Origin of the sequence: Sporosarcina ureae (genome assembly GCF_002082015.1) — a bacterium.
Taxonomy (GTDB): domain Bacteria; phylum Bacillota; class Bacilli; order Bacillales_A; family Planococcaceae; genus Sporosarcina; species Sporosarcina ureae_A.
This window is the reverse complement of sequence record NZ_CP015109.1, coordinates 1,940,940-1,965,000: the sequence shown is the minus strand read 5'-3', so window position 1 is coordinate 1,965,000 and position 24,061 is coordinate 1,940,940. Positions and strand designations below refer to the sequence as shown.

The 24,061-nt window shown below is 40.8% G+C and carries 22 protein-coding genes; 14 read left to right on the top strand and 8 right to left on the bottom strand.

The genetic code is table 11. From position 1 onward, the window contains the following. Window positions 1–48 precede the first annotated feature (48 nt). From SporoP17a_RS09725 to dnaA, 7 genes are all read right to left on the bottom strand, one after another. Window positions 49–1,161 (bottom strand): HD-GYP domain-containing protein, encoded by a 1,113-nt coding sequence (locus SporoP17a_RS09725; protein WP_156890557.1) that lies wholly within the window; start codon window positions 1,159–1,161, stop codon window positions 49–51. A 141-nt stretch (window positions 1,162–1,302) separates the two neighbouring features. Next, a complete protein-coding gene (gene gyrA, locus SporoP17a_RS09720; RefSeq protein ID WP_083034470.1) occupies window positions 1,303–3,837 on the bottom strand; it encodes a DNA gyrase subunit A in 2,535 nt (844 codons plus the stop codon). A 68-nt stretch (window positions 3,838–3,905) separates the two neighbouring features. Then, window positions 3,906–5,828, bottom strand: coding sequence for a DNA topoisomerase (ATP-hydrolyzing) subunit B (gene gyrB, locus SporoP17a_RS09715; protein ID WP_208859795.1), 1,923 nt, complete (start codon window positions 5,826–5,828; stop codon window positions 3,906–3,908). Window positions 5,829–5,876: 48 nt separating this feature from the next. Further along, window positions 5,877–6,995, bottom strand: a complete 1,119-nt coding sequence (gene recF, locus SporoP17a_RS09710) for a DNA replication/repair protein RecF (RefSeq protein WP_083034468.1) — start codon at window positions 6,993–6,995, stop codon at window positions 5,877–5,879. Further along, on the bottom strand, window positions 6,985–7,224 hold the full coding sequence (yaaA, locus tag SporoP17a_RS09705) for a S4 domain-containing protein YaaA (RefSeq protein ID WP_083034467.1): 240 nt from the start codon (window positions 7,222–7,224) through the stop codon (window positions 6,985–6,987). Before yaaA ends, recF begins: the two co-directional genes overlap by 11 nt. Before the next feature lie 119 nt (window positions 7,225–7,343). Then, a complete protein-coding gene (dnaN, locus tag SporoP17a_RS09700) occupies window positions 7,344–8,480 on the bottom strand; it encodes a DNA polymerase III subunit beta (protein WP_083034466.1) in 1,137 nt (378 codons plus the stop codon). A gap of 171 nt (window positions 8,481–8,651) precedes the next feature. Then, on the bottom strand, window positions 8,652–10,001 hold the full coding sequence (gene dnaA, locus SporoP17a_RS09695) for a chromosomal replication initiator protein DnaA (protein WP_083034465.1): 1,350 nt from the start codon (window positions 9,999–10,001) through the stop codon (window positions 8,652–8,654). Between the two features lie 506 nt (window positions 10,002–10,507). Between dnaA and rpmH the strand changes: the two genes are divergently transcribed. The 11 genes from rpmH (at window position 10,508) to SporoP17a_RS09640 (ending at window position 20,918) form a co-directional block, all read left to right on the top strand. Next, complete coding sequence (gene rpmH / locus SporoP17a_RS09690; RefSeq protein ID WP_029054388.1) at window positions 10,508–10,642, top strand: 50S ribosomal protein L34; 135 nt, start codon at window positions 10,508–10,510, stop codon at window positions 10,640–10,642. Between the two features lie 119 nt (window positions 10,643–10,761). After that, window positions 10,762–11,100: a ribonuclease P protein component gene (gene rnpA, locus SporoP17a_RS09685; protein WP_083034464.1), complete on the top strand. Its 339-nt coding sequence runs from the start codon at window positions 10,762–10,764 to the stop codon at window positions 11,098–11,100. A gap of 91 nt (window positions 11,101–11,191) precedes the next feature. Continuing rightward, window positions 11,192–11,968, top strand: a complete 777-nt coding sequence (gene yidC, locus SporoP17a_RS09680) for a membrane protein insertase YidC (protein ID WP_208859794.1) — start codon at window positions 11,192–11,194, stop codon at window positions 11,966–11,968. After that, window positions 11,965–12,789 carry an RNA-binding cell elongation regulator Jag/EloR gene (gene jag, locus SporoP17a_RS09675; RefSeq protein WP_083034463.1) on the top strand — a complete coding sequence of 275 codons (825 nt, stop codon included), beginning with the start codon at window positions 11,965–11,967 and terminating at the stop codon, window positions 12,787–12,789. Before yidC ends, jag begins: the two co-directional genes overlap by 4 nt. A gap of 542 nt (window positions 12,790–13,331) precedes the next feature. Further along, the gene (mnmE, locus tag SporoP17a_RS09670; RefSeq protein WP_083034462.1) at window positions 13,332–14,717 is read left to right on the top strand and encodes a tRNA uridine-5-carboxymethylaminomethyl(34) synthesis GTPase MnmE; all 1,386 of its coding nucleotides are present in this window, start codon (window positions 13,332–13,334) and stop codon (window positions 14,715–14,717) included. Between the two features lie 30 nt (window positions 14,718–14,747). Beyond that, window positions 14,748–16,637, top strand: a complete 1,890-nt coding sequence (gene mnmG / locus SporoP17a_RS09665; protein ID WP_083034461.1) for a tRNA uridine-5-carboxymethylaminomethyl(34) synthesis enzyme MnmG — start codon at window positions 14,748–14,750, stop codon at window positions 16,635–16,637. Between the two features lie 51 nt (window positions 16,638–16,688). Then, entirely contained in the window at window positions 16,689–17,411 is a 723-nt protein-coding gene (gene rsmG / locus SporoP17a_RS09660; RefSeq protein ID WP_083034460.1) for a 16S rRNA (guanine(527)-N(7))-methyltransferase RsmG, read from the top strand. A 76-nt stretch (window positions 17,412–17,487) separates the two neighbouring features. Beyond that, window positions 17,488–18,360 (top strand): nucleoid occlusion protein, encoded by an 873-nt coding sequence (gene noc, locus SporoP17a_RS09655; RefSeq protein ID WP_083034459.1) that lies wholly within the window; start codon window positions 17,488–17,490, stop codon window positions 18,358–18,360. A 194-nt stretch (window positions 18,361–18,554) separates the two neighbouring features. Beyond that, window positions 18,555–19,316: a ParA family protein gene (locus SporoP17a_RS09650; RefSeq protein ID WP_029054380.1), complete on the top strand. Its 762-nt coding sequence runs from the start codon at window positions 18,555–18,557 to the stop codon at window positions 19,314–19,316. Then, the gene (locus SporoP17a_RS09645; protein ID WP_083034458.1) at window positions 19,309–20,142 is read left to right on the top strand and encodes a ParB/RepB/Spo0J family partition protein; all 834 of its coding nucleotides are present in this window, start codon (window positions 19,309–19,311) and stop codon (window positions 20,140–20,142) included. Before SporoP17a_RS09650 ends, SporoP17a_RS09645 begins: the two co-directional genes overlap by 8 nt. Before the next feature lie 71 nt (window positions 20,143–20,213). Then, on the top strand, window positions 20,214–20,918 hold the full coding sequence (locus SporoP17a_RS09640; protein ID WP_083034457.1) for a DUF554 domain-containing protein: 705 nt from the start codon (window positions 20,214–20,216) through the stop codon (window positions 20,916–20,918). Here the strand turns inward: SporoP17a_RS09640 and yyaC are convergent. Beyond that, window positions 20,829–21,470, bottom strand: a complete 642-nt coding sequence (gene yyaC / locus SporoP17a_RS09635) for a spore protease YyaC (protein WP_083034456.1) — start codon at window positions 21,468–21,470, stop codon at window positions 20,829–20,831. The two genes, SporoP17a_RS09640 and yyaC, sit on opposite strands and share 90 nt — an antisense overlap. A 112-nt stretch (window positions 21,471–21,582) precedes the next feature. Between yyaC and SporoP17a_RS09630 the strand changes: the two genes are divergently transcribed. The 3 genes from SporoP17a_RS09630 to ychF all read left to right on the top strand — a co-directional run bounded on the left by SporoP17a_RS09630 (window position 21,583) and on the right by ychF (window position 23,894). Further along, complete coding sequence (locus SporoP17a_RS09630) at window positions 21,583–22,521, top strand: mechanosensitive ion channel family protein (protein WP_083034455.1); 939 nt, start codon at window positions 21,583–21,585, stop codon at window positions 22,519–22,521. Next, complete coding sequence (locus tag SporoP17a_RS09625) at window positions 22,502–22,699, top strand: DUF951 domain-containing protein (RefSeq protein ID WP_083034454.1); 198 nt, start codon at window positions 22,502–22,504, stop codon at window positions 22,697–22,699. Before SporoP17a_RS09630 ends, SporoP17a_RS09625 begins: the two co-directional genes overlap by 20 nt. A gap of 94 nt (window positions 22,700–22,793) precedes the next feature. Next, window positions 22,794–23,894: a redox-regulated ATPase YchF gene (gene ychF, locus SporoP17a_RS09620; protein WP_083034453.1), complete on the top strand. Its 1,101-nt coding sequence runs from the start codon at window positions 22,794–22,796 to the stop codon at window positions 23,892–23,894. The last annotated feature ends 167 nt before the right edge of the window (window positions 23,895–24,061 follow it).

Below are 24,061 nucleotides of genomic sequence, written 5' to 3'. Positions count from 1 at the left end.
ATCCGCTTAAACTAGCTTGCCTTTCTCATTGTTTATAGAGTTAATTTATTAATAGATCTTAACGATAGAGATTTTTCTATTAGATGATAGATCAATATGCGCGCCGGTATCTAGAACTTTAACAATTGGTCGCAACGGGAAGTCACGGTGCAAGTAAATCACTTCCGCTATTTCGTCAGTCGTCAGTTTCACCTTTGTTCCAATCGATAACTTATTGATCAGTTCATGAAGTACTTCAATTACCTTCATATCAAACTTCCCGAATTCCTCTTCTCTCATTAACTCAATTACTTTAAAAGAACTTTCCTTCTGTCTGTATGGTCTTTCGGATGCCATAGCATGGTACACGTCCGCCACTGAGAGTATTTGAGAGATTTCCGTAATCTCCTGCCCTTTCAGCCCTCTCGGATAACCGCTACCATCAAAGCGCTCATGGTGTTGCAAAATTGCTACTTTCATTTCCTGACGTACTAATGAAGAGTCGTTGACCATTTGGAAGCTATGAATGACATGTTTTTTCACTTCACTTAACTCTTCACCCGTTAAAAACGCTACTTTGTCGATAATCTTTTCATCAACTTTTGCCATACCGCTGTCTGCCAGTACACCTGCTATTCCAATTTGAAGTACTTGTCCTCTCGCATACCCCATTGCATCGCTTATTAAGGCCGCTAGGATACCGACGCTAATAGAATGGTGTGCGCGATAGTTTTGTAATGAAGAAAACTCATTTAGTCTTCTGACGTATTCCTTACTCTCCAAAAACGCTTGTATTACAGGCAAAACAATTGTACGCACGGCTGCAACATCCAATTTCTTACCTGATCTATAATTGATAAATTCTTTTCTGTATGAATCTACTGCCTCATCGTATAACGTTTCCAAAGACCTTGACTTGGGAGGAGTACCTTGAGACATCTGCTTCTCTACTTCTGGAGTTAATTTTACTTCCGTTATTTTTTCCGTCTGTCCTTGTTCTACTTTACTAAGTGCCTTTGACTCGACCAGCACGCGGGTAATACCAAATAAACGGAGTACCTCAAAATGTTCTAACATTAACTTAGTGTCTTTAACCATAATGGGATTTCTTGTATTAGCGTACAAATCTTCTTTGAGATAACTTCCTGGTATTAATTCATTTACCTCTTTGTAAATATCCAATACTCTCACCTAATTTCTTCTTTTCTCTATCTATTATCATACAATATTCTCAATTATATGGATAGACACCTAAGTATTTTCTCCCATTAAAAACAAAAAAGTTATTGAAGTGACATATTATGCCTCTTCAATAACTTTTCTTTATTCTTCTGAATCTGTTTCAGCCTCTATGTCTATATCTGGCTGTACTTGTTTAGACACTTCTATTTCGCCTTCTACTTCTTCATCTAACTCTTCTTCAAGTTCATCATTTTTTTCTACCTTTGCGACCGTTGCTACACGTTCGTCATCGGCTAATCGGATGAGTCGTACACCTTGTGTTGATCGACCAAATATAGAAATATCGCCAATAGACATACGGATTAAGATCCCATGAATCGTAATTAACATCAAGTCCTCTTCTCCGTTAACCGACTTCATCGCGACAATACTGCCGTTTCGATCCGTCATATGCATTGTTTTCAATCCATAGCCGCCACGTGATTGAGATCGGTATTCACTCTCATGTGTGCGTTTACCGTATCCTTTTTCAGTAACTACTAGAATATCATCTCCTGCCTCTACAATATCCATACCAACTACTTCATCCTCTAGACGCAGTCTAATACCACGTACACCCGCGGCAGTCCTGCCAAGTGGACGGATACTCTCCTCGTCAAAGCGGATCATCATACCTTGTTTAGTACAGATCGCAATATCTGATTTTCCATCAGTTGATCTAACGGCGATCAATTCATCGTCTTCACGCAAGCCTAATGCTATTAACCCGTTTGCACGAATATTGGCATAGTCCATAATCGATGTTCGTTTTATAACGCCTTGTTTTGTTGAGAAGAATAAATAGTGATCTTCAGTAAACTCATCAATTGGGATCATTGCCGTAACCTTTTCACCTTTTTGGAAGTCAAGAAGATTAATGATCGGCAATCCTTTAGCAGTTCGGCTGTATTCTGGAACCTCATAGCCTTTTTTACGGAATACACGGCCTCTACTTGTAAACAGTAAAATCGTGTCATGTGTTGAAGTATTTAGTAAGTGCTCTACAAAGTCGTCTTCATTCGTGCCCATCCCTTGGATTCCACGACCGCCACGTTTCTGACTGCGATACGTATTAGCTGGTAAACGCTTAATATACCCTTGGTGAGTTAATGTCACAATGGAATTCTCCACTGGAATCAAATCTTCATCTTCAAGCATATCAGAACCACCAAGCATAATTTCTGTTCGGCGTTCGTCAGAAAAACGTTCTTTAACTTCGCTCAATTCTTCACGGATAATTTCAATTAGTTTTAGTTCATCCGCTAAAATTGCACGTAATTCAGCAATAAGTGTCAACAACTCTTGGTATTCAGACTCAATTTTGTCTCGTTCTAGTCCAGTTAAACGTTGTAGACGCATGTCGAGAATAGCTTGAGACTGACGATCAGATAACTCGAATGTCTCCATCAAGTTCGCTTTTGCTTCAGCTGTTGTCTTGGATGCACGGATTAAGGCAATGATTCGATCGATATGATCTAGCGCTACACGCAATCCTTCCAAGATATGTGCACGGTCTTCCGCTTTATTTAAATCAAATTGTGTACGGCGGCGTATGACTACCTTTTGATGTTCTAAGTAATGATATAAAATTTCCTTCAATGACAATACTTTTGGTTGCTTGTCTACCAGTGCTAGCATATTGATCCCAAAACTAGTCTGCAAGGCAGTTTGTTTATACAAATTGTTCAATAATACATTTGCATTGGCATCTCGTCGTACTTCAATGACAATACGCATACCTGTACGATCTGATTCATCTGCTAAATGTGTGATGCCGTCAATTTTCTTATCGCGCACGAGCTCTGCGATCTTCTCAATTAACTTCGCCTTATTCACTTGGAAAGGAATTTCATTGACGATAATTGTTTCACGTCCATTTGCAGCTGTCTCAATTTCTGCTTTTCCGCGAATGATCAATGAACCCCGACCTGTTTCATAAGCACGACGAATTCCACTACGTCCGAGAATCATACCACCGGTTGGGAAATCGGGTCCAGGGATGATTTCCATTAGTTCTTCAGTTGTAATTGCGCTATTCTCTGCCAAAGCGAGTACAGCATCGATCGTTTCACCGAGGTGGTGAGGTGGGATGTTTGTCGCCATTCCCACGGCAATTCCCGATGTACCGTTTACCAACAAGTTCGGATAACGACCCGGCAAGACGACAGGCTCTTTTTCCTGCTCATCATAGTTTGCTTGGAAGTCAATCGTGTTTTTATTGATATCACGCAATAATTCCATTGCAATACGAGACATACGAGACTCTGTATAACGCATTGCAGCTGCTCCGTCACCATCAACGGAGCCAAAGTTACCGTGTCCATCTACTAACATGTAGCGATAACTGAAATCTTGAGCCATCCGTACCATCGTGTCGTATACTGCACTATCACCATGCGGGTGGTACTTACCAATAACGTCCCCTACGATACGTGCTGACTTTTTATGCGGTTTTTCCGCAGTGATACCCAAATCATGCATAGCATATAAGATACGGCGATGTACAGGCTTCAAACCATCTCGAACATCCGGAAGCGCACGAGAAACGATAACGCTCATCGCATAGTTCAGAAATGAAGTCTTCATTTCTGTATTAATATTTATTTCCTGCACTCCGCCTTTTGGCAAATCTGCCATGTTGTCAAGCTCCTTTCACCACTAACATCTATGAGTTCGTTCATTGCTAAATAACTTGTCAGAGTTTATCAAGTATCAATATTTTGTACGTAACCTGCATTATCTTCAATGAACTTTCTGCGTGGTTCTACTTCATCACCCATTAGTTCTTCAAACGTTTCATTCGCTTCTATTGCGTCATCCATACGGACTTGTAGGAATGTACGTTTATCAGGGTCCATTGTAGTTTCCCATAGTTGCTCAGGATTCATCTCACCCAAACCTTTATATCGTGTGATATCCGGCTTTGGTGAAGCAGGCATACTGCTCAGAATCTCTTGCAACGTTTCTTCGTCATAACAATACTCTTCTCTTTTTCCTGAACGCACACGATAAAGTGGTGGCTGTGCAATATACACATAGCCTGCTTCAATTAGTGGACGCATAAAACGGAAGAAGAAGGTTAATAGTAATGTACGGATGTGGGCACCATCAACATCGGCATCTGTCATGATAACTAGCTTATGATAACGAGCTTTATCCAAGTTAAATTCAGGTCCGATCCCTGTACCGAGTGCTGTAATAATCATACGAATCTCTGCGTTCCCTAGAATACGATCCAAACGTGCCTTTTCTACATTGAGGATTTTCCCTCGTAGCGGTAGGATCGCCTGGAAGTGACGGTCGCGACCATTTTTCGCAGACCCTCCAGCAGAGTCACCCTCAACGATATACAATTCACTAATAGCTGGATCTCTTGAAGAACAATCTGATAGTTTTCCCGGTAAACTCGAGATTTCCAACGCTGATTTGCGACGTGTCAACTCACGAGCATTTTTCGCAGCCATACGTGCTCGTGCAGCCATCGTACTCTTACCTACCACCTGACGTGCTACTACTGGGTTTTCAATTAAGAAGCGCTGTAGTGCCTCGGAAAATAAAGAATTCGTAATCGTACTAACTTCTGAGTTACCCAATTTTGTCTTGGTTTGACCTTCAAATTGAGGATCAGGGTGCTTGATGGAAACAATTGCTGTCAGACCTTCACGCACATCGTCCCCGGTCAGATTGTCTTCTGACTCTTTCAATAAACCATTTTTACGTGCATAGTCGTTAATCACGCGAGTTAATGCAGTCTTGAAACCTTGCTCGTGTGTTCCACCTTCATACGTATGAATATTATTAGCAAAGGACAATAAGTTTTCACCGTAGCCGCTATTGTATTGCATAGCGACCTCAACGGTAATACCATCTCTTTCGCCTTCAATGTAGATGGGATCTTCAAAGATCGGCTCTTTATTTTCATTCAAATGTTGAACGTATGATTTAATCCCACCTTCATAGTGGAACAATTCGGATACGGGTTCCTCACCGCGTTCATCGGTAATAGTAATACGTAAACCACGGTTTAAGTACGCAAGCTCACGTAAGCGTGTCGACAGTATACTGTACTCGTACTTAGTTGTCTCCGTAAAAATTTCAGAATCTGCTTTGAAACGGATTGTAGTACCTGTTTCATCCGACTCTCCTATGACCTCAAGCTCCTTCGAGACAGGCCCCCGAGAAAATTCAATTGCATATAATTTATTATCACGTTTAACATAGACTTCCGTCTTCTCTGATAAAGCATTAACAACTGAAGACCCTACGCCGTGTAAACCGCCAGATACTTTATATCCACCCCCACCAAACTTACCGCCTGCGTGAAGTACCGTCATGATCACTTCAACGGCTGGTCTACCCGTTGACTCCTGAATGCCTACTGGAATTCCACGACCATTGTCCGCTACTCGAATCCAGTTATCTTTCTCTATCGTTACTTCAATATGATCACAGTAACCTGCGAGTGCTTCATCAATACTATTATCTACAATTTCCCATACAAGATGATGAAGCCCTTTTGCACTTGTCGTCCCTATATACATACCAGGACGTTTGCGGACAGCTTCAAGACCTTCTAAAACTTGTATCTGATTTGCATCATAAGCTGTCTGCATATCCTTTTCTTCCATTGCCAAGGTGCTCACCTTTCCTTTCCCAAACTATCTAACCGCAATAATCTAATCTCTAGGTGAAACAGATCCATCATGCACTTCAAAAATAGCTGCTTCCTGGATCGTATTATGGTCAATCCCTGCAATATTGGTTGTCGTCACAAACGTTTGTACTTGTCCTTGCATCGTACTCAGCAAATGTGATTGTCGGTAATCATCCAATTCGGATAACACGTCATCCAGCAATAAAATTGGAGTTTCGCCCACTTCTTGCTTTACTAGCTCAATTTCCGCCAGTTTCAAAGAAAGCGCAGTCGTCCGTTGCTGTCCTTGTGAACCGTAGGTCTGAATATCGTACCCATTGACAAAAAACTGCAAATCATCACGATGTGGTCCTACCAGTGTAAGCCCTCGTTCTAATTCGCGTCTTCGCACACTCTTTAACTGATCAGCAAAAATCGTCTCCATCTCTTCAGCAGTCTGCCCAGAATGTAGGTCTTTTAAAGTCCCATATGAAACTTCTAGTGTTTCAAGACCACGTGAAATTCCTTGATGGATTGGATTTGCCCATTTTTGTAGTAATTCCATAAAATAAAAACGCTTTTGAATAATTTGAACTGCCACCTGAATATACTGTTCTGTATATACATCGAACATCACATCTTGGAGATCCAATTTACCTCGATTTGCTTTTAGTAAAGCATTGCGTTGCTTTAATATCTTTTGAAAATTGACCAAGTCATGTAAATAGACTCTTGAGATTTGTCCAATTTCCATATCTAAAAAACGCCTGCGCAGCTGTGGGCTGCCTTTTACGATATTCAAATCTTCAGGCGCAAACATGACTACATTCATTTGGCCAACATACATACTCAAACGGTTTTGTTCCAAATGATTGACTCTAGCTTTTTTTCCCTTTTTAGAAATTGTCAGCTCCATTGGCATATATCCAAATTTACGTTGGACATCCCCTTCTATTTTACCACACTCTTGTTCCCAACGTATAAGTTCTCGATCATTTGATGTACGATGAGATTTTGCCATTGCTAATACGTAAATAGCCTCCATGATATTGGTTTTCCCTTGTGCATTTTCACCGATCAATACATTCATTGTGGGTGAGAAATTTAATTCCAGAGACTCATAACTTCGATAGTTCGTTAATTTAAGTCGATCAATATGCATCCGGCTGTCCAGATTCATCCGCTGACAGTTTGAATTTTCCTGCACCCGGGATATTAACTACATCTCCGTCATATAATTTCTTACCACGTCGTTGTTCGGGCTCGCCATTCACGTAGACAACGTTTTCGCCTAAAAACCATTTAGCCATTCCGCCTGAGCTAATAACGTTCGTCATTTTTAATAATTGACCTAGCGTAATATATTCTGAATTAAACTGTACGGTTTCCATTTGTATTCAATCCCTCACAAAGTATTCTGTCCCTCTAGTTTACCTAACTTTTCTCAATAAGTAAAAAGGTAGCCAACATGTTGACTACCTGATTACAAGATATTTTCATTCGTTACAAATTAAAATGTTCGTACCGGCAAAATTAGTTGTAGAATGGCTTCGCTGTCAATGGACTTCAAGATGAACGGGCGCATGCTGCCAGTGAAGTGAATCTTTAAATCTTGGCCATCGATTGCTTTCAAGGCATCCATCATATATTTCGCACTAAAAGAAATTTTCAATGGCTCTCCTTCAATATCCACAGCTTCTACCAATTCCTCTACATTTCCGACATCCGGTGAGTTAGAAGAGATTTGCACATGTGGACTACCATCTGTCGAGAAATGCACGATATTGTTCCGATCTTCACGAGCTAATAAAGACGCACGATCAATTGCCTGTAACAAATTACGTCCATTAATTGTGATGGACGTTTTGTATTCAGTCGGGATCAGACGAGACGTATCAGGGTAATTACCTTCGAGTAGTCTTGAATAGAACAAGACGTTGTGAAGCTTGAATAATACTTGCTGATTCGCAATAAAAATTTCTACAGCTGTAGTGTCATCCGGCAATATTTTACTTAGTTCCTGAAGACTTTTACCTGGGATTACCGCATTGAATGGTGAGTTTGCTTGAATCTCGGGTGTCACAATACGTCTAGCCAATCGGTGACTATCCGTTGCGATACAATACAGCTCATGTTCTTTCATAATCCATTGAACACCTGTCAATACTGGGCGTGTCTCTTGTTGGGATACTGCAAATACAGTTTCTCTGATCAGCGATTTCATCAAGTCTGCAGGCATTTCAAAGCGCTCTGCATCTTTTACATCCGGTAAAATGGGATATTCATCAGCACTTTGGGCAATAATATGAAATTCAGACTGTCCAGAACGAATATGCGTTTTCATTCCGTCACGTAACTCAATCATGACTTCATTTGTTGGAAGCTTGCGAATGATTTCGTTGAATACTTTTGCTTGTAACACCAATGTACCTGGTTGGATCGTTTGAATAATTTGAGTACCATCTTCTTCTACTGGAATGAAAGTGGATATCGTTATATCTGAATCACTTCCAGTCATCGTTAACCCCTTTTCAGTAATCTCTAATTTGATACCAGTCAAAATAGGTGTCGTTACTTTTGAACTGATCGCTTTTACCACATCGCTCAATCCATCCAATAATCTGTCTCTCATAATTTCAAACTGCATATAGATACCTCGCTTATATAATAATAATTAAGTAATTAAATATAGTAGTAATAGTAGTAGGGCCTGTGGATATGTGGAAAAGCCTTTTGAATGTATGAGAATCATAGTTTCCCACATGTGCATAATAAGTGGACGACCCTGCATTACTTGTCCACAGTTATCCACAGACCATCATGCTCTACCTAAAACCTTTTTTATATCTTGCACATCTTGTAGCAATGCTTTGTCTTCATCGAGCTGTTTAGAAATCTTCTCATGTGCGTGTATAACAGTTGAATGATCTCGACCACCGAACTCCGAACCAATTTTCGGCAGTGAGGAGTCTGTTAGCTCTCTCGATAGATACATCGCAACTTGACGTGGAAATGCAATAGCCCGTGTCCGTTTTTTTGCTACAAAGTCTTCTAATCGGATATTGAAGTGCTCACCGACTGCCTTTTGGATGTCCAGAATGGATATAATCCGTGGACGGGAATTTGGAATAATATCCTTTAATGCTTCAGCTGCCAAGTCAGTTGTTACATCAGCATTTACCAATGAAGAGTAGGCAACGACGCGGATTAATGCGCCCTCGAGCTCTCTAATATTGGTATCAATCTGATTTGCAATGTACAACATGACATCATTTGAAATGTCGACTAGACCGTCTGCCTTCGCCTTTTTACGTAAAATCGCAATTCTTGTTTCTAAGTCAGGAGGAGCTATGTCCGTGATCAATCCCCATTCAAAGCGAGAACGTAAACGGTCTTCCAGTGTGGGGATTTCTTTTGGAGGACGGTCACTGGAAATAATAATTTGCTTTGATTCTTCATGCAACGTATTAAACGTATGGAAGAATTCTTCTTGTGTTTGTTCTTTTCCAGCTAGGAATTGAATATCATCAATTAACAGAATATCTACGTTGCGGTAACGATCCCTAAAATCACCGGCTTTATTGTCTCGTATAGAGTTGATGAACTCATTCGTAAATTTTTCAGACGATAAATAGACTACCTTTAACGCAGGGTTTTGCTCCAGCACATAATGACCGATTGCATGCATTAAGTGTGTCTTTCCTAATCCGACACCACCATATATAAAGAGCGGATTATAGGCTTTCGCGGGCGCTTCAGCCACTGCCAGTGAAGCAGCATGGGCAAAGCGATTTCCTGATCCAATGACGAATGTATCAAAGGTATACTTTGGATTTAGCATACCCGCTGAGTTGATCATGGGTGCTTTCTCTACTGGTTTCGGCTGTGATTTTGGTAATTTAATATCGTTCTCTGCTAGATCTTGCGGAACTATAAATTCAACGATTCGATCTTCACCAGTCAGTTCGGATAAGATTCCCGTGATTAAATGGACGTAATGTGTCTCAAGCCAGTCTTTAGCGAATGAATTCGGAACGGAAATAGTTGCATGTTCAGCTTCGTACGTTAATAGCTTTGTTGACTTTAACCACGTTTCAAAACTGGGTTTGGAAACCCTAGCTTCGATATTCATTAATACTTGCTCCCATAAACTCGATAGATTTTCCAATCGTGTGCCTCCTTTACAATAAAATATTAAAAAGCCCCGAATACACTTATGCACAGTATCCAAGGCTGTGGATAGAAATTATCGAAACGTGTTGAAAAAACTATCCACACTGTATTCACATATGTGGATAAGATTTTAGCTATAAATTATATACACAACAAAAGCTTTTTAATTGTAACAGGGAAACTGAATATTGACAAGGAGTCTGATGATTTATGCACAATCCCATTAACTGTGCATAAACTGGTTATCCACAGGACTGAATATGTGAAAAACTTGTCGACAAATGCCGGATAAAAAAATCCACAAATTTAGACGTCAACATTTCATCCAGAGCATAATCTTCTACTGTTGTGGATAAGTAACCTGTGGAAATGAAAGTCGTTGTGAGTAGATCCCAAGAGAAGGAATAGAAAAGCATTGACATTTCTTTACTGAATCGCTATACTGTTCAAGACTGTCATAGTAGGAAAAAGAGACAATCAAAGCAGGAGGTGTCTTACGAAATGAAACGTACATTCCAACCAAATAAACGTAAACGCGCTAAAGTCCACGGCTTCCGCCAAAGAATGAGTTCGAAAAACGGCCGTAGAATTTTAGCAGCTCGTCGTCGTAAAGGAAGAAAAGTTCTTTCAGCATAAGGCCACTGACATCAGTGGTCTTTTTTTTAGCTGTTAGAGCAATTTTAAATAGCTAGTAGATTTCCTCTATATAGTGGATCAGCAGTTTAAGACGGTAGAAAATAAAAGCAGGTGCTATTATGAAGAAAAGCCAGCGAATTAAAAAGAACAAAGAGTTTCAAACGGTGTTTAAAAAGGGAAAGTCTTTTGCCAACCGACAGTTTATTGTCTATACCTATAAGAAGGAAGATCAGCAAGAGTTTAGAATTGGCTTATCCGTCAGCAAAAAGGTCGGTAATGCCGTTACGCGTAACAGGATTAAACGTTATATCCGCCAGTCGTTCTTAGAAATGAAAGATGAAGTTAAACCTGATCTAGATTATGTTATTATCGCAAGGAATCAAGCAGCCACGCTCGATTTCCATACGGCCAAAAAAAATCTGCGACATGTTCTAAAAGTTGCAAAAGTCTTTAAGTGAAATTAAAGTTCTACTTGGATATAGAACGGTCAAAGCCATCATGTTACACTGAAAAAAATAGAAATGATCTTGCAACTGTTTGGGGGAAAAAATGTTGAAAAAGAAATTAGTGTTCCTTTCATTACTTGTTGTCGTTGCTGTATTCATGGCAGGTTGTTCGGAATTCAATAAGCCAATCACAGCGGAAAGTACAGGAATTTGGAACGAGTATATTGTTTGGCCACTTGTTACATTGATTATGAAGTTCAAATCATGGTTAGGTACGTATGGATTAGCAATTATCGTCGTTACAGCCATCATTCGTACTGCATTGCTTCCATTAATTATTCAACAAACGAAAAGTTCAAAGCGTATGCAAGAAATTCAGCCAACACTTAAAGCGTTGAAAGAAAAGTATAAATCTAAAGACGCTGTCACACAGAAAAAGTATCAAGAGGAAATGCAACAGATTATGATCAACGAAAAGATTAATCCAGTTGCAGGATGTCTACCGGTAATCATCCAAATGCCCGTATTTATTGGTTTCTACCACGCAATTAGCCGGATGAATGCTACACCAACGATTGAGTTAGGCAACTTCCTAGGTGTTGCACTTGGTTCACCAAGTATTATATTTGCAGTCATTGCTGGATTGTTCCAATTAACCGTTCTTCGTACAGGACCCGCAATGGATAACCCACAAATGAAAATGATGATGTATATTATGCCATTTATGATTATGGTATTCGGATCATTCTTACCAGCAGCACTTGCCTTATACTGGATCGTCGGAAATATCATTTCACTGCTCCAAAACATTTTCATCTACAAGCCGTTCGATAAGCCGAAAAACGTCGAAGTGATGAAAACAGGAGGGAAAAAGAAATGAAACAACTTACACAAAGGGCAGCAACCGTTGAGCTAGCAATTGAATCGGCTTTAGTGGACCTAGGTGTAACAAAAGATCAAGTAAAGGTACAAGTAATGGATAGTGGGAGAAAAGGTTTTCTCGGTTTTGGCGTAAAGCAAGCAGAAGTGCTTGTAACTGTCTTAGAGAAAACGGAGCCAGACCCTAAACTTGTCAGCGCTGAATTAATTGAACCGGCACAGACGATTACAGATGACAGTGAAGTATTATCTCCAGTCACTAAAGCACCGGATGTTGTACAACAGCCTCAAATTAAAGAAGAGCAGTCGGAAAGTGTTGTGGATGTAAAGGAAAGTGAAAGAGTACCTGAAACTAAAGTCTACAATGAAAAAGATGCTATTGAAGAAACGAAACAGTACATTGAAGACATGGCAAAAGAAATGGGTATCGAAGATTTAGATATTACGTATGAAACAAAAGGGAAGTACATCAATTTCCAGCTTGAAAGTGAAAAAGCAGCGTTCTTAATAGGTAGAAGAGGGCAAACGCTCAATGCGATCCAGCAATTAGCACAACTCGTAGCCAATAAGGTGACAAAGCAATTCAAAATTGTTCGAATAGATGTTGCAGATTACCGTGAGCGTCGAGAGCAATCGCTCGAACAACTGGCAGATCGCATGGCGGATCGTGCAGTACGGACAAAACGTCAAGTTGCACTAGAGCCGATGCCTTCCTACGAGAGAAAAGTCATCCATAATGCATTATCCCTAAGACTCGATATCGAGACATTCTCGGAAGGAAAAGACCCATACCGACACATTGTCATCAAAGGAATCGAATAAAACTAAACCCCGTAGAGTTTTCTATGGGGTTTTTAATGCGTATAAAATGTAAGGGATGAGGAGGTTGCATCTTCAATTAGGAACGCCTTGCATTAGACGTAAATTGAGATGTTTCCTTCGCTGATAGAATATCTTACATGTTAATGCTCACCGCAGATCCTTAGTACAGGCGTTCACCTAGGGCAGGATTCTCCAAAAAGAAGGAATTGTATGAGCTTGAGCGGGGCTGCTAAGGGCACGTCATGGCACTTCAGATCACTACCTCAAAACCACTCTCACTTTCGCACACATTTTTTCCACCCCACATATTTATTTAAGAAACTTTCTACACTAGAAAACTTGAAACGACAGTGTTCTTTGTCGACTGCTAGCACATGATAAATTACCGTGACGCTTGGTCCAAAATTCCTGAAATTACCCACACGTTTTAAATTTGCGCGTTAGGAGATTCCGACGATTTATGATAATATAGGTTGTTAGAAAGTAGTATTCGCTATAAAAGATATGCACATGTGCACAACAAAGCCAGGAAGGTGAAAAACTTGCATTTTGATACAATAGCCGCCATTTCCACTCCCATGGGAGAAGGAGCGATTGCCATTGTTCGTCTGAGCGGCGATGACGCATGGAAGATTGCAGACCGTATATTCCAGTCACCAGCAGCCAAGCCACTCTGCGAACAGCCGTCGCACACAATTCATTATGGACATTTACATGACCCCGTCACTGAAGAGTTAGTGGAGGAAGTTATGGTGTCGATCATGAAAGCGCCAAAGACTTTTACGCGCGAAGACATAGTGGAGATCAACTGTCACGGAGGTATCACTTCGGTCAATCGAGTACTTCAATTGGTATTGACAGAGGGGGCTAGATTAGCAGAACCCGGCGAGTTTACCAAACGAGCATTTCTAAATGGCCGTATTGATTTATCTCAGGCCGAAGCCGTTATGGATTTGATTAGGGCCAAAACAGATAAAGCGATGGACGTTGCACTCAATCAGATGGAGGGGAAACTATCCCACTTGATTGGTGAATTGCGACAGGCACTACTCGAAACACTTGCACAAGTAGAAGTTAATATAGATTATCCAGAGTACGATGACGTAGAAGAAGTGACAATTCCTTTGATGATAGAAAAAGGAACATGGGTAATGGACGAGATTGATGAGTTATTGCGTACATCATCGCAAGGAAAGATCTTGCGTGAAGGACTGTCTACCGTAATTGTAGGACGCCCGAACGTAGGAAAGTCATCGTTGCTGAATAGCCTAGTGCAAGAAAATAAAGCGATTGTCACTGATGTCGCGGGCACGACCCGTGATATTATAGAAGAGTATGTGAACGTTCGCGGTGTTCCTTTGCGTCTTGTCGATACTGCAGGAATCCGGGAGACGGAAGATATTGTCGAGCGGATTGGTGTAGAACGTTCAAGGAAAGTACTAAAAGAAGCGGATCTCATTCTATTGATGGTGAATAGTTCTGAAGAGCTGACGGATGAAGATGAGCGGTTATTCGAAGTTGTTGCCGATATGGATATGTTGGTCATCGTCAACAAAACAGATTTACCAGCAAAGATTGATCTGGAGAGAGTCTATGAGGTGGCGGGAAGAGATCGTGTAATTACTACTTCCATCCTTCAAGAGAAAGGTATAACTGAGTTGGAAGAGGCGATCGCCGCACTGTTTTTCAAAGGTTCATTGGAATCAAATGACCTGACGTATGTATCCAATGCTCGTCATATCGCGTTACTGAAACAAGCACGCAATACGATTGATGACGCGGTACAAGCAGCGCAAGCAGGAGTTCCTGTCGACATGATTCAAATAGATGTTACACGTACATGGGAGATTCTCGGCGAAATTGTCGGAGATACCGTTCAAGATAGTTTAATTAAAGAGTTGTTCTCAAAGTTCTGCCTCGGAAAATAATGATTTTATAAATAGGAAGGATGAACGAACATGCCACAATTTGAAGCAGGCACGTTCGATTGTATCGTCATTGGAGCTGGACATGCAGGCGCAGAAGCAGCCTACGCAACAGCCAAGATGGGCGCATCGACATTAGTTTTAACAATGAATTTAGACATGATTGCATTCATGCCGTGTAATCCTTCATTAGGAGGACCTGCAAAAGGTATCGTAGTGCGGGAAATAGACGCACTTGGCGGTGTGATGGCAAAGGTCATAGACAAAACGCATATTCAAATGCGTTTATTAAACACAGGAAAGGGTCCGGCAGTGCGTGCTTTGCGTGCACAGGCGGATAAAGTACTATATCAGCAAGAAATGAAGCGGATATTAGAAGAAGAGCCGAATTTGACACTTCGCCAGGGGGTTGTCGAGCGGTTGATCGTAGAAGACGACGAAATAAAGGGCGTAGTGACGCAAATCGGTGCAATTTTCCGTGCGAAGACTGTCATTATTACAACAGGTACATTTTTACGCGGAGAAGTGATCATTGGAGATCTGAAATACTCTAGTGGACCGAATAACCAAATGCCGTCCATCAAACTAGCAGAACATTTGCAGGAACTCGGTTTACAGACGGTTCGATTCAAAACTGGAACACCACCACGAATCAACAGCAATACGATCGATTACAGTAAAACAGAGATTCAGCCAGGAGACGACGTACCGCGTTCTTTCAGTTATGAAACAACGGAGTTTATTATGGATCAGTTGCCATGTTGGTTAACGTACACAACTCCGGAAACACATGAAATCATCAATGAAAATCTTCATTTATCTCCAATGTACTCGGGCGTGATTAAAGGAAAAGGACCAAGTTATTGTCCGTCCATTGAAGATAAAATTGTTCGTTTTGCGGACAAGTCACGTCATCAGATATTCCTCGAGCCTGAAGGCCGCAATACGAGGGAAGTATATGTGCAAGGGTTGTCAACAAGTCTACCCGAACATATACAGCATCGCTTGATTGCGAGCGTACCGGGACTTGAGAAGGCTGAAATGATGCGTGCTGGCTATGCAATTGAATACGATTCTATAATCGCTACACAACTCTGGCCGACGCTAGAAACGAAAAAAATCAAAAACTTGTACACGGCTGGTCAAATCAACGGAACTTCGGGATATGAAGAAGCCGCAGCACAAGGATTGATGGCAGGGATCAATGCGGCATGCAACGTACTTGGCAAAGAAGAGGTCGTTCTAGGGCGCAGTGATGCGTATATCGGTGTACTCATCGATGACCTGGTCACTAAAGGTACGAGCGAGCCATATCGTCTATTGACGTCGCGAGCAGAGTATCGTCTCTTACTTCGTCATGATAATGCCGATATGCGTTTAACTGAAATTGGTTATCAAAACGGAATGATTAGTGAAGAGCGCCACACGAAATTTTTGGCGAAGAAAGCACAAATCGATGCGGAGATTGATCATTTACGCAAGGTTACTGTGAAACCGACTGAAGAGATCCAGGCAATTATCGCTGAAGTCGGTGGAACAGCACTTCGTGAGCCGATGAAGGCGGCTGATTTACTAAAGCGGCCGGAAATGAAGTATAGCGAACTGCGTAAAGTTGTTCCACCTCTTGAAGAAATTAACGAAGAAGTGGCGGAACAAGTAGAGATTTTCATTAAGTATGAAGGATACATCGAAAAATCCATGCAGCAAGTAGCAAGAATGAAAAAGATGGAGAATAAGCGGATTCCAGAAAACATTGATTATGATGCGATTTCAGGTATTGCGAAAGAAGCAAAAGCAAATCTTAAAGAAGTCCAACCATTGTCGATTGCACAGGCATCACGTATTTCTGGTGTCAATCCAGCAGATATCTCTATCTTGCTTGTCTATATTGAACAAGGAAAAATTGCGAAAGTATCCGGTTGAGTCTATGACTGGCGCTTAGCAGCGTCAGTCTTTTTGAAAAGGAATGAGAATATGACGGAAGAACAGTTTTACGAAGCTCTACTAGAAAAAGGCTTTGAGTTGTCTGATGCACAGAAGCAACAGTTCAAACGCTATTTTGAAGTACTCGTCGAGTGGAATGAAAAGATGAACTTGACGGCAATTACGGATGCACCTTCCGTATACCTAAAACATTTCTACGATTCCATTACAAGTGCATTTTACGTAGACTTCAACAAGTATGAATCTGTTTGTGATGTTGGGGCTGGAGCTGGTTTTCCAAGCATCCCGTTGAAGATCATCTATCCGCACCTCCATGTGACGATTGTAGATTCACTGAATAAACGTATTACGTTTTTAAATCACTTGGCTGGTGAATTAAAGCTTGAAAATGTGGCATTCGTTCATGCTAGGGCTGAAGAATTTGGTCGTAATCCGAAGTACCGTGAACAGTTTGATGTAGTGACTGCACGCGCGGTAGCAAGGTTATCGGTATTGTCGGAACTTTGTATTCCGCTTGCCAAACAGGGAGGGCTTTTTGTTTCTATGAAAGGTGCAGCCGCATCTGAAGAAATGAAAGATGCAGCCCGTGCTGTAAAACTACTAGGGGCAGTTTTACAGAATGAACATGAATTCGTATTACCGGAAGAACACAGTGAACGGCACATATTTGTATTTGAAAAGAAAAAGCAGACACCTAAGAAATACCCAAGAAAACCAGGCGTACCTAATAAAACACCGATCACAGCAAACTAATTGTGGGAAATGTTTCACGTGAAACAAATGTATAGAAGAGAAAAAAGGGAATAGTTTCGAAAAGGTGGTGCAGAGGTTGAAAAGTACTTTTTCGCGTTTTTTTGGTGGGGGAGAAAAGATGACTACGATAGAAGAAGTAAAAGTTCATCATCTGGAGAAGGTAGCACAAATTGCAATTGATTCAATTACACCGAATCAATATCAGCCACGGACGATTTTTCATGAAGAAAAAATTGAAGAACTAGCTAGGACCATTCATACACACGGTGTTATTCAACCCATTGTCATTCGAACAAAAGATGATGGAACATACGAAATTATTGCAGGGGAACGAAGATTTCGAGCCATGCGTAAACTTGGTTGGACAGAGGTACCGGCAATTGTGCGGGACTTGGATGATAAGGAGACCGCCTCAATTGCTTTAATTGAGAACTTGCAGCGTGAAGAGTTGACAGCAATTGAAGAAGCACATGCTTATGAACGTTTACTAGAACTACATGAATTAACACAGGAAGCATTGGCACAACGGCTTGGTAAAGGGCAGTCTACAATTGCGAATAAGATGCGATTGTTGAAATTACCTGAGCCTGTTCAAACAGCAATTTTGCAAAAAAAGATATCTGAACGCCATGCCCGTGCACTATTGCCGTTGAAGGAACCTACTCTTCAGCTGAAAGTGCTGGAAGAAATTAAGATGAATCAATATAACGTCAAAGATCTGGAAGCTAGAATTAAAGAAATCATGTATCCAACAGAGTCAGTTGAGAAAGTGCAGCCTGCAAGAAGACGTGGTTCTCGACAGAAAGCTGTTAGTAAGGATGTTCGCATTGCAGTGAACACGTTGCGAGAATCTCTTGCACTAATTGCAAAGAGTGGCATTGAAGTAGCATCCGAGGAAGTGGATTCTGAAGAATTCTACACATTTACGGTAAAAATATGTAAAAAGTGACGAATGGAAACTCTTGCTGATTTACTAGCAAGAGTTTTCTTATATATCAATAGAGTTCGTACAGTGAAGATGATAAACTGAAGTAGACCACATAGAACAGTCTACTTGTCAGGCAATTCAAACATACGAAGCAACCAGCAAAACTTTGGTATACTAGTAAGATAAATGAAAAAGGAAAGAAAGCAGGTGCAAGAGTGGGTAAGATTATTGCTATAGCAAATCAAAAAGGCGGAGTCGGTAAAACGACGACTTCTGTAAACTTAAGTGCATGCCTTGCCCATTTAGGCAAAAAAGTGCTCTTAATTGATTCTGATCCGCAAGGAAATGCAACGAGTGGAGTCGGGGTTAACAAAGGTGATGTACAAGACTGTATTTATAATATGTTAATCGATGATGTGCCAGTACGTGACGTGATTCTACCAACGGAAATTGAAAACCTTGAAATTGTCCCTGCTACTATTTCACTTGCGGGAGCTGAAATTGAGCTCGTCTCTACGATATCACGTGAGGTTCGTATGAAACATGCAATTCAAGACATTAAAGATGACTATGATTATGTCATTATTGATTGTCCTCCATCTCTTGGCCTTTTAACGTTAAATGCGTTGACGGCTTCCGATTCGATTATTATTCCTGTACAGTGTGAATACTATGCGCTTGAAGGGCTTAGTCAATTGCTCAGTACGATCCGTCTAGTCCAGAAACACTTGAATGAAGCACTTTATATTGATGGCGTATTATTGACGATGTTTGATGCCAGGACCAATCTAGGTATTCAAGTTATTGAAGAAGTAAAGAAATACTTCCAAGATAAAGTGTATAAAACAATTATTCCACGTAACGTTCGTTTAAGTGAAGCACCGAGTCATGGAAAACCGATTATATTATATGATCCACGATCAAAAGGTGCGGAAGTGTATTCAGAGCTGGCAAAGGAAGTGGTGGAGAATGAGTAAAGGTCTAGGTAAAGGTCTGAATGCATTATTTCCTCGTGAAACATTGGAAAAGGTAGAGCTTATACGTCTGAAAAGCATTAAAGTCAATCCATATCAGCCACGTAAAGAATTTGATGAAGTGTCATTGAATGAATTAAGCGAATCAATTAAGGAACACGGCGTTCTGCAACCCATTATTGTACGAAGTGTAGGTACTCAATATGAAATTGTTGTAGGGGAAAGAAGATTTCGTGCTTCCGAATTGGCAGGCAAAAAGGAAATTCCGGCAGTTGTACGTGACTTAACAGATGAACAATCAATGGAAATGGCTATTCTAGAAAACTTGCAGCGTGAAGACTTATCTCCTATTGAAGTTGCAGAGGCATACCAAAACTTAATGGAAAGTCTAAAGCTAACACAAGAGCAACTTGCCTTTAGATTAGGTAAGAGTAGACCGCACATCGCCAACCACATTCGTTTACTCACATTACCAGAAAAAGTGTTGAAAGACATTTCCCACGGAATACTTTCAATGGGACATGGTCGTACACTACTCGGTTTGCGTAAAAAAGAACAGATTTTATCTGTTGCCGAAAAGACCAAAACAGAAGGGTTAAATGTTCGTCAGTTAGAGAAACTAGTTCAAAATTTAAATGAAGATGTTCCACGTGAAACAAAGAAGGAAAAGAAAAAGGATATTTTTATTGAAGCACAGGAAAACACACTGCGTGAACAATTCGGTACAAACGTAACGATCAAGAAAACGAAGAAAAAAGGTAAAATAGAAATCGAGTTTCACTCGGACGAAGACTTTGAACGTATCCTTGAATTATTGAACGCTGAGTGATGATACACAAACCTATTTTGCTTTCATTGCAAAGTAGGTTTTATTCTTGAAAAGAACATGGACGTGACTACATGATATTATTTGGTTCACTGTTTAACGTACTGACGATTATAATCGGTACGTTAATCGGAAGGTTTTTATATGGGATACCGGAACGAATGAAAGAAACCATCATGTATGGAATTGGAATGGCTGTAGTAGCAATTGGTTTGCAAATGACGTTTGAAACAACACAAATTGTCATTGTTATTCTTAGTATCGTGGTAGGCGCAATCCTCGGTGAATGGATCGATCTCGATCAAAAGGTTAATCAATTAGGGCAATGGATTGAAAGAAAGTTACCAGCTAAAAAAGAAGGGCCGGGAATTGCACAAGGGTTCGTCACGGCCACATTGTTTTTTTGCGTAGGGTCCATGGCAATTATCGGGGCTATTGATAGTGGTCTACGTAATGATCACAGTGTTTTAATAATGAAAGGAATATTAGATGGATTCACTTCCATCATCTTCAGTTCCGCATTAGGTATTGGCGTAGCATTTGCAGCGATTCCCCTATTAATTTATCAAGGGAGTATAACCTTTCTTGCCACCTTCCTCAGTCGATTTGTCCCTGACGAATTAATGCAGTTATTCATTTCTGAAATGACAGCTACAGGCGGCTTAATGATTGCAGCAATTGGGTTAAATTTAATCGGCTTGACGAAAATTCGGGTAGCTAATTTCATTCCAGGTATTGCGGTAGTTGGGGTCATCGTAACGATTGTATATGCTTTTTGAAGGCTGACGATGATGTGCTAATTGTAAAGCTCGGCCAATCATACGACTCATTTCAAACGGCAGATGAAGACGCGTGCTTTGTAAAACAGCTTGCTCCATGAAACCACCAACATTGACGATTCCTTTGACAGATACATCACCAACCAAGGGGAGTTCTTTACCTACTGCTTTCCCTGGTGCAATGGGACCGCTATGAAACAATAGGTCACCAACTGCATCCTTCTTACTTAGGCAGGCATCGATCGCCACTACAAATGCATCAGGATATAATGACTTTGTGAGCTCCATACGTTGCTGTAGATTTAAGGCGTGTAGCGGGTCTTGTAACGTGCCGACTACTGTATAAGGAAATAGACTTAGTTCCGATAAGTAGGAGCCTGTCAAAGGCCCGAGTGAGTCACCAGTAGAACGATCGGTTCCGATGCAATAAAAAATAATGGGTTGTTGTTTAAACGGAATATGTTGCATAAAATAAGAACTTAATTTCCACACAACACCGGTTTCTTTACTGGAAATACGGTAATGATAAGAAGAGGGTTCAGCTGTATACATAGGTGACACCAGTCCTTTGTGATATATTTACGCTAAAGTATATTCTGTGCACGTATTGTTGTGCAGTATGTCCTGAGGGGTAAGGGTTTATACGAAAGGAGGATTTCTTTCCATGGCATCAACTTCTGCTACAAAAGAAGAAGTGAAAGAAAACCTAAAAGGTCTAGAAAAAGCAATTCAACAAGTAAAAGACACTCTATTTGACGTGGATTTTTGGCTTAGCACTGGGTTCTTTGCTATTCGCATCATATTAATTATTGCCGTAGCAGGTATCGTCGTCAAAATCGGGCAAACGTTGATTCGCCGATTTTTTGCTATTAAGTTGAAAAGTCCGATGCGTAAAACAGAACGACGTGAGAGAACTATGATTAAGCTATTAGAAAATGCATTGAAATACATTGTCTATTTCTCCGCAATATTGGCTGTTTTGACGGAGTTTTCAATAGACGTAAAAGGCCTTCTTGCAGGTGCAGGTGTGCTAGGTCTTGCTGTCGGTTTCGGTGCTCAGAGTTTAGTGAAGGACGTTATATCTGGATTTTTCATCATTTTCGAAGATCAGTTTGGTGTTGGCGATTATGTGCGTATTAATTCAGGTGAAGGAACCGTCATGGAAATCGGGCTTCGCACGACGAAAATTGCATTATATGGTGGCGAGTTATATACAGTGCCTAACGGTCAAATAGGTGAGGTTGTCAATTACTCTGTTACGAATTCTATGGTTTTACTTGATCTCGCGTTATCGTATGAAACGGATATTGATCACGCAGAGGAATTAATCAAGGAATTCCTTAGAAAGTTACCAAAAGAACGTTATTCAGAAGTTATTGGAATACCTGAAGTGTTGGGCGTACAAAGTATAGAACCGTCAAGAATCTTGCTACGTATTGCCGCTGAAACGGAACCGGTTGCTAATTTTAATGTAGGTCGTAAACTTCGACAGGATTTAAAGAAATTCATGGATTTGAATGGGATCGAAATGCCTTACCCACGAATGGTAATACGTGAAGAACATAAGGAAGGAGATTCACAGGATGGCGGACAAAGAGTTTAACTTGCATGACGTAGTGGAGATGAAAAAACAGCACCCTTGCGGCACAAATGCTTGGAAAATCATACGAATGGGCGCAGATATTCGAATTAAATGTGAAGGCTGTGGGCATAGTGTCATGATTCCGCGCAATGAGTTTGCTAAGAAGATGAAAAAGGTTCTACTGAAGAACGAGTCTTGAGAACAAATGGACAATCTACTGTGTAGTCCTTATAATGAAGTGGTTGACTAACGAATAATGTAAGCTTTGGATAGATAAGAAAGGTGTGGGAATAATGGCGTTAACAGCTGGGATTGTAGGTCTTCCTAACGTGGGGAAATCCACTTTATTTAATGCAATAACAAAAGCAGGAGCAGAGGCGGCGAACTATCCGTTCTGTACAATTGATCCGAACGTAGGAATTGTTGAGGTGCCAGATGAGCGCTTAGATAAATTGACTGAGCTTGTCACACCGAAGAAGACGGTACCTACTGCATTTGAATTTACGGATATTGCAGGAATCGTTGAAGGGGCAAGTAAAGGTGAAGGACTCGGGAACAAATTCCTTTCACATATTCGCGAAGTAGATGCAATTTGTCAGGTAGTTCGTTGTTTCGAGGACGAAAACATCACGCATGTAGCAGGAAAAGTAAGTCCAATAGATGATATTGAAGTCATTAATCTAGAATTGATTCTCGCGGATATGGAAAGCGTAGATAAGCGCTTAGCACGCGTTTCCAAAATGGCGAAACAAAAAGACAAGGAAGCTATGGTGGAAGAGCCTGTTCTACTAAAATTACGTGATGCATTTGAAAATGCAATGGCAGCACGTTCCGTTGAATTGACAGATGATGAGCTTCAAGTCGTCAAAGGTATGCACTTACTGACAATCAAGCCAATGTTATATGTAGCAAATGTTTCAGAAGATGAAATTGCAGATGCAGATAATAACCCCTACGTACAACAAGTTCGTGATTTCGCAGAGAAGGACAATGCAGAAGTAATTGTAGTTTGTGCGAAGATTGAAGAAGAGATGGCTGAGCTTGAAGATGAGGAGAAAGAAATGTTCCTTGAGGAGCTGGGCATTAAAGAGTCCGGTTTGGATCAGCTGATTAAAGCAACGTACAATTTACTTGGATTTGCTACATACTTCACAGCAGGCGTCCAAGAGGTTCGTGCATGGACGTTCCGCAAAGGTATGAAGGCACCACAATGTGCTGGAGTAATCCATACCGACTTCGAACGCGGATTCATCCGTGCAGAGACGGTAGCATACGATGACTTGGTCGAACAGGGTTCCATGACAGCGGCAAAAGAAGCCGGCAAAGTGCGTTTGGAAGGTAAAGAATACATCGTTAAAGACGGCGACGTCATGCTATTCCGTTTCAACGTATAATTCGAAAAGACTGATTCTCCTCGAGAGAATCAGTCTTTTCTTATTTTGAAGTTAGTTGAGACAAGATCCACGTAGAGATGTAGTAGATCATTATAATTGGTGAGTACGAGGGGATTGCGTATGAACGATCATCAAATTTGCGTTCTATATTTAATCGCAAATTCCCA

Bases quoted from the DNA above. Each gene is read 5' to 3' on its own strand.
- gyrA (WP_083034470.1), bottom strand. From the start codon at position 3,837: ATGGCAGATTTGCCAAAAGGCGGAGTGCAGGAAATAAATATTAATACA.
- gyrB (WP_208859795.1), bottom strand. From the start codon at position 5,828: ATGGAAGAAAAGGATATGCAGACAGCTTATGATGCAAATCAGATACAA.
- recF (WP_083034468.1), bottom strand. From the start codon at position 6,995: ATGCATATTGATCGACTTAAATTAACGAACTATCGAAGTTATGAGTCT.
- yaaA (WP_083034467.1), bottom strand. From the start codon at position 7,224: ATGGAAACCGTACAGTTTAATTCAGAATATATTACGCTAGGTCAATTA.
- dnaN (WP_083034466.1), bottom strand. From the start codon at position 8,480: ATGCAGTTTGAAATTATGAGAGACAGATTATTGGATGGATTGAGCGAT.
- rpmH (WP_029054388.1), top strand. From the start codon at position 10,508: ATGAAACGTACATTCCAACCAAATAAACGTAAACGCGCTAAAGTCCAC.
- rnpA (WP_083034464.1), top strand. From the start codon at position 10,762: ATGAAGAAAAGCCAGCGAATTAAAAAGAACAAAGAGTTTCAAACGGTG.
- yidC (WP_208859794.1), top strand. From the start codon at position 11,192: ATGTTGAAAAAGAAATTAGTGTTCCTTTCATTACTTGTTGTCGTTGCT.
- jag (WP_083034463.1), top strand. From the start codon at position 11,965: ATGAAACAACTTACACAAAGGGCAGCAACCGTTGAGCTAGCAATTGAA.
- mnmG (WP_083034461.1), top strand. From the start codon at position 14,748: ATGCCACAATTTGAAGCAGGCACGTTCGATTGTATCGTCATTGGAGCT.
- rsmG (WP_083034460.1), top strand. From the start codon at position 16,689: ATGACGGAAGAACAGTTTTACGAAGCTCTACTAGAAAAAGGCTTTGAG.
- SporoP17a_RS09645 (WP_083034458.1), top strand. From the start codon at position 19,309: ATGAGTAAAGGTCTAGGTAAAGGTCTGAATGCATTATTTCCTCGTGAA.
- SporoP17a_RS09640 (WP_083034457.1), top strand. From the start codon at position 20,214: ATGATATTATTTGGTTCACTGTTTAACGTACTGACGATTATAATCGGT.
- yyaC (WP_083034456.1), bottom strand. From the start codon at position 21,470: ATGTATACAGCTGAACCCTCTTCTTATCATTACCGTATTTCCAGTAAA.
- SporoP17a_RS09630 (WP_083034455.1), top strand. From the start codon at position 21,583: ATGGCATCAACTTCTGCTACAAAAGAAGAAGTGAAAGAAAACCTAAAA.
- SporoP17a_RS09625 (WP_083034454.1), top strand. From the start codon at position 22,502: ATGGCGGACAAAGAGTTTAACTTGCATGACGTAGTGGAGATGAAAAAA.
- ychF (WP_083034453.1), top strand. From the start codon at position 22,794: ATGGCGTTAACAGCTGGGATTGTAGGTCTTCCTAACGTGGGGAAATCC.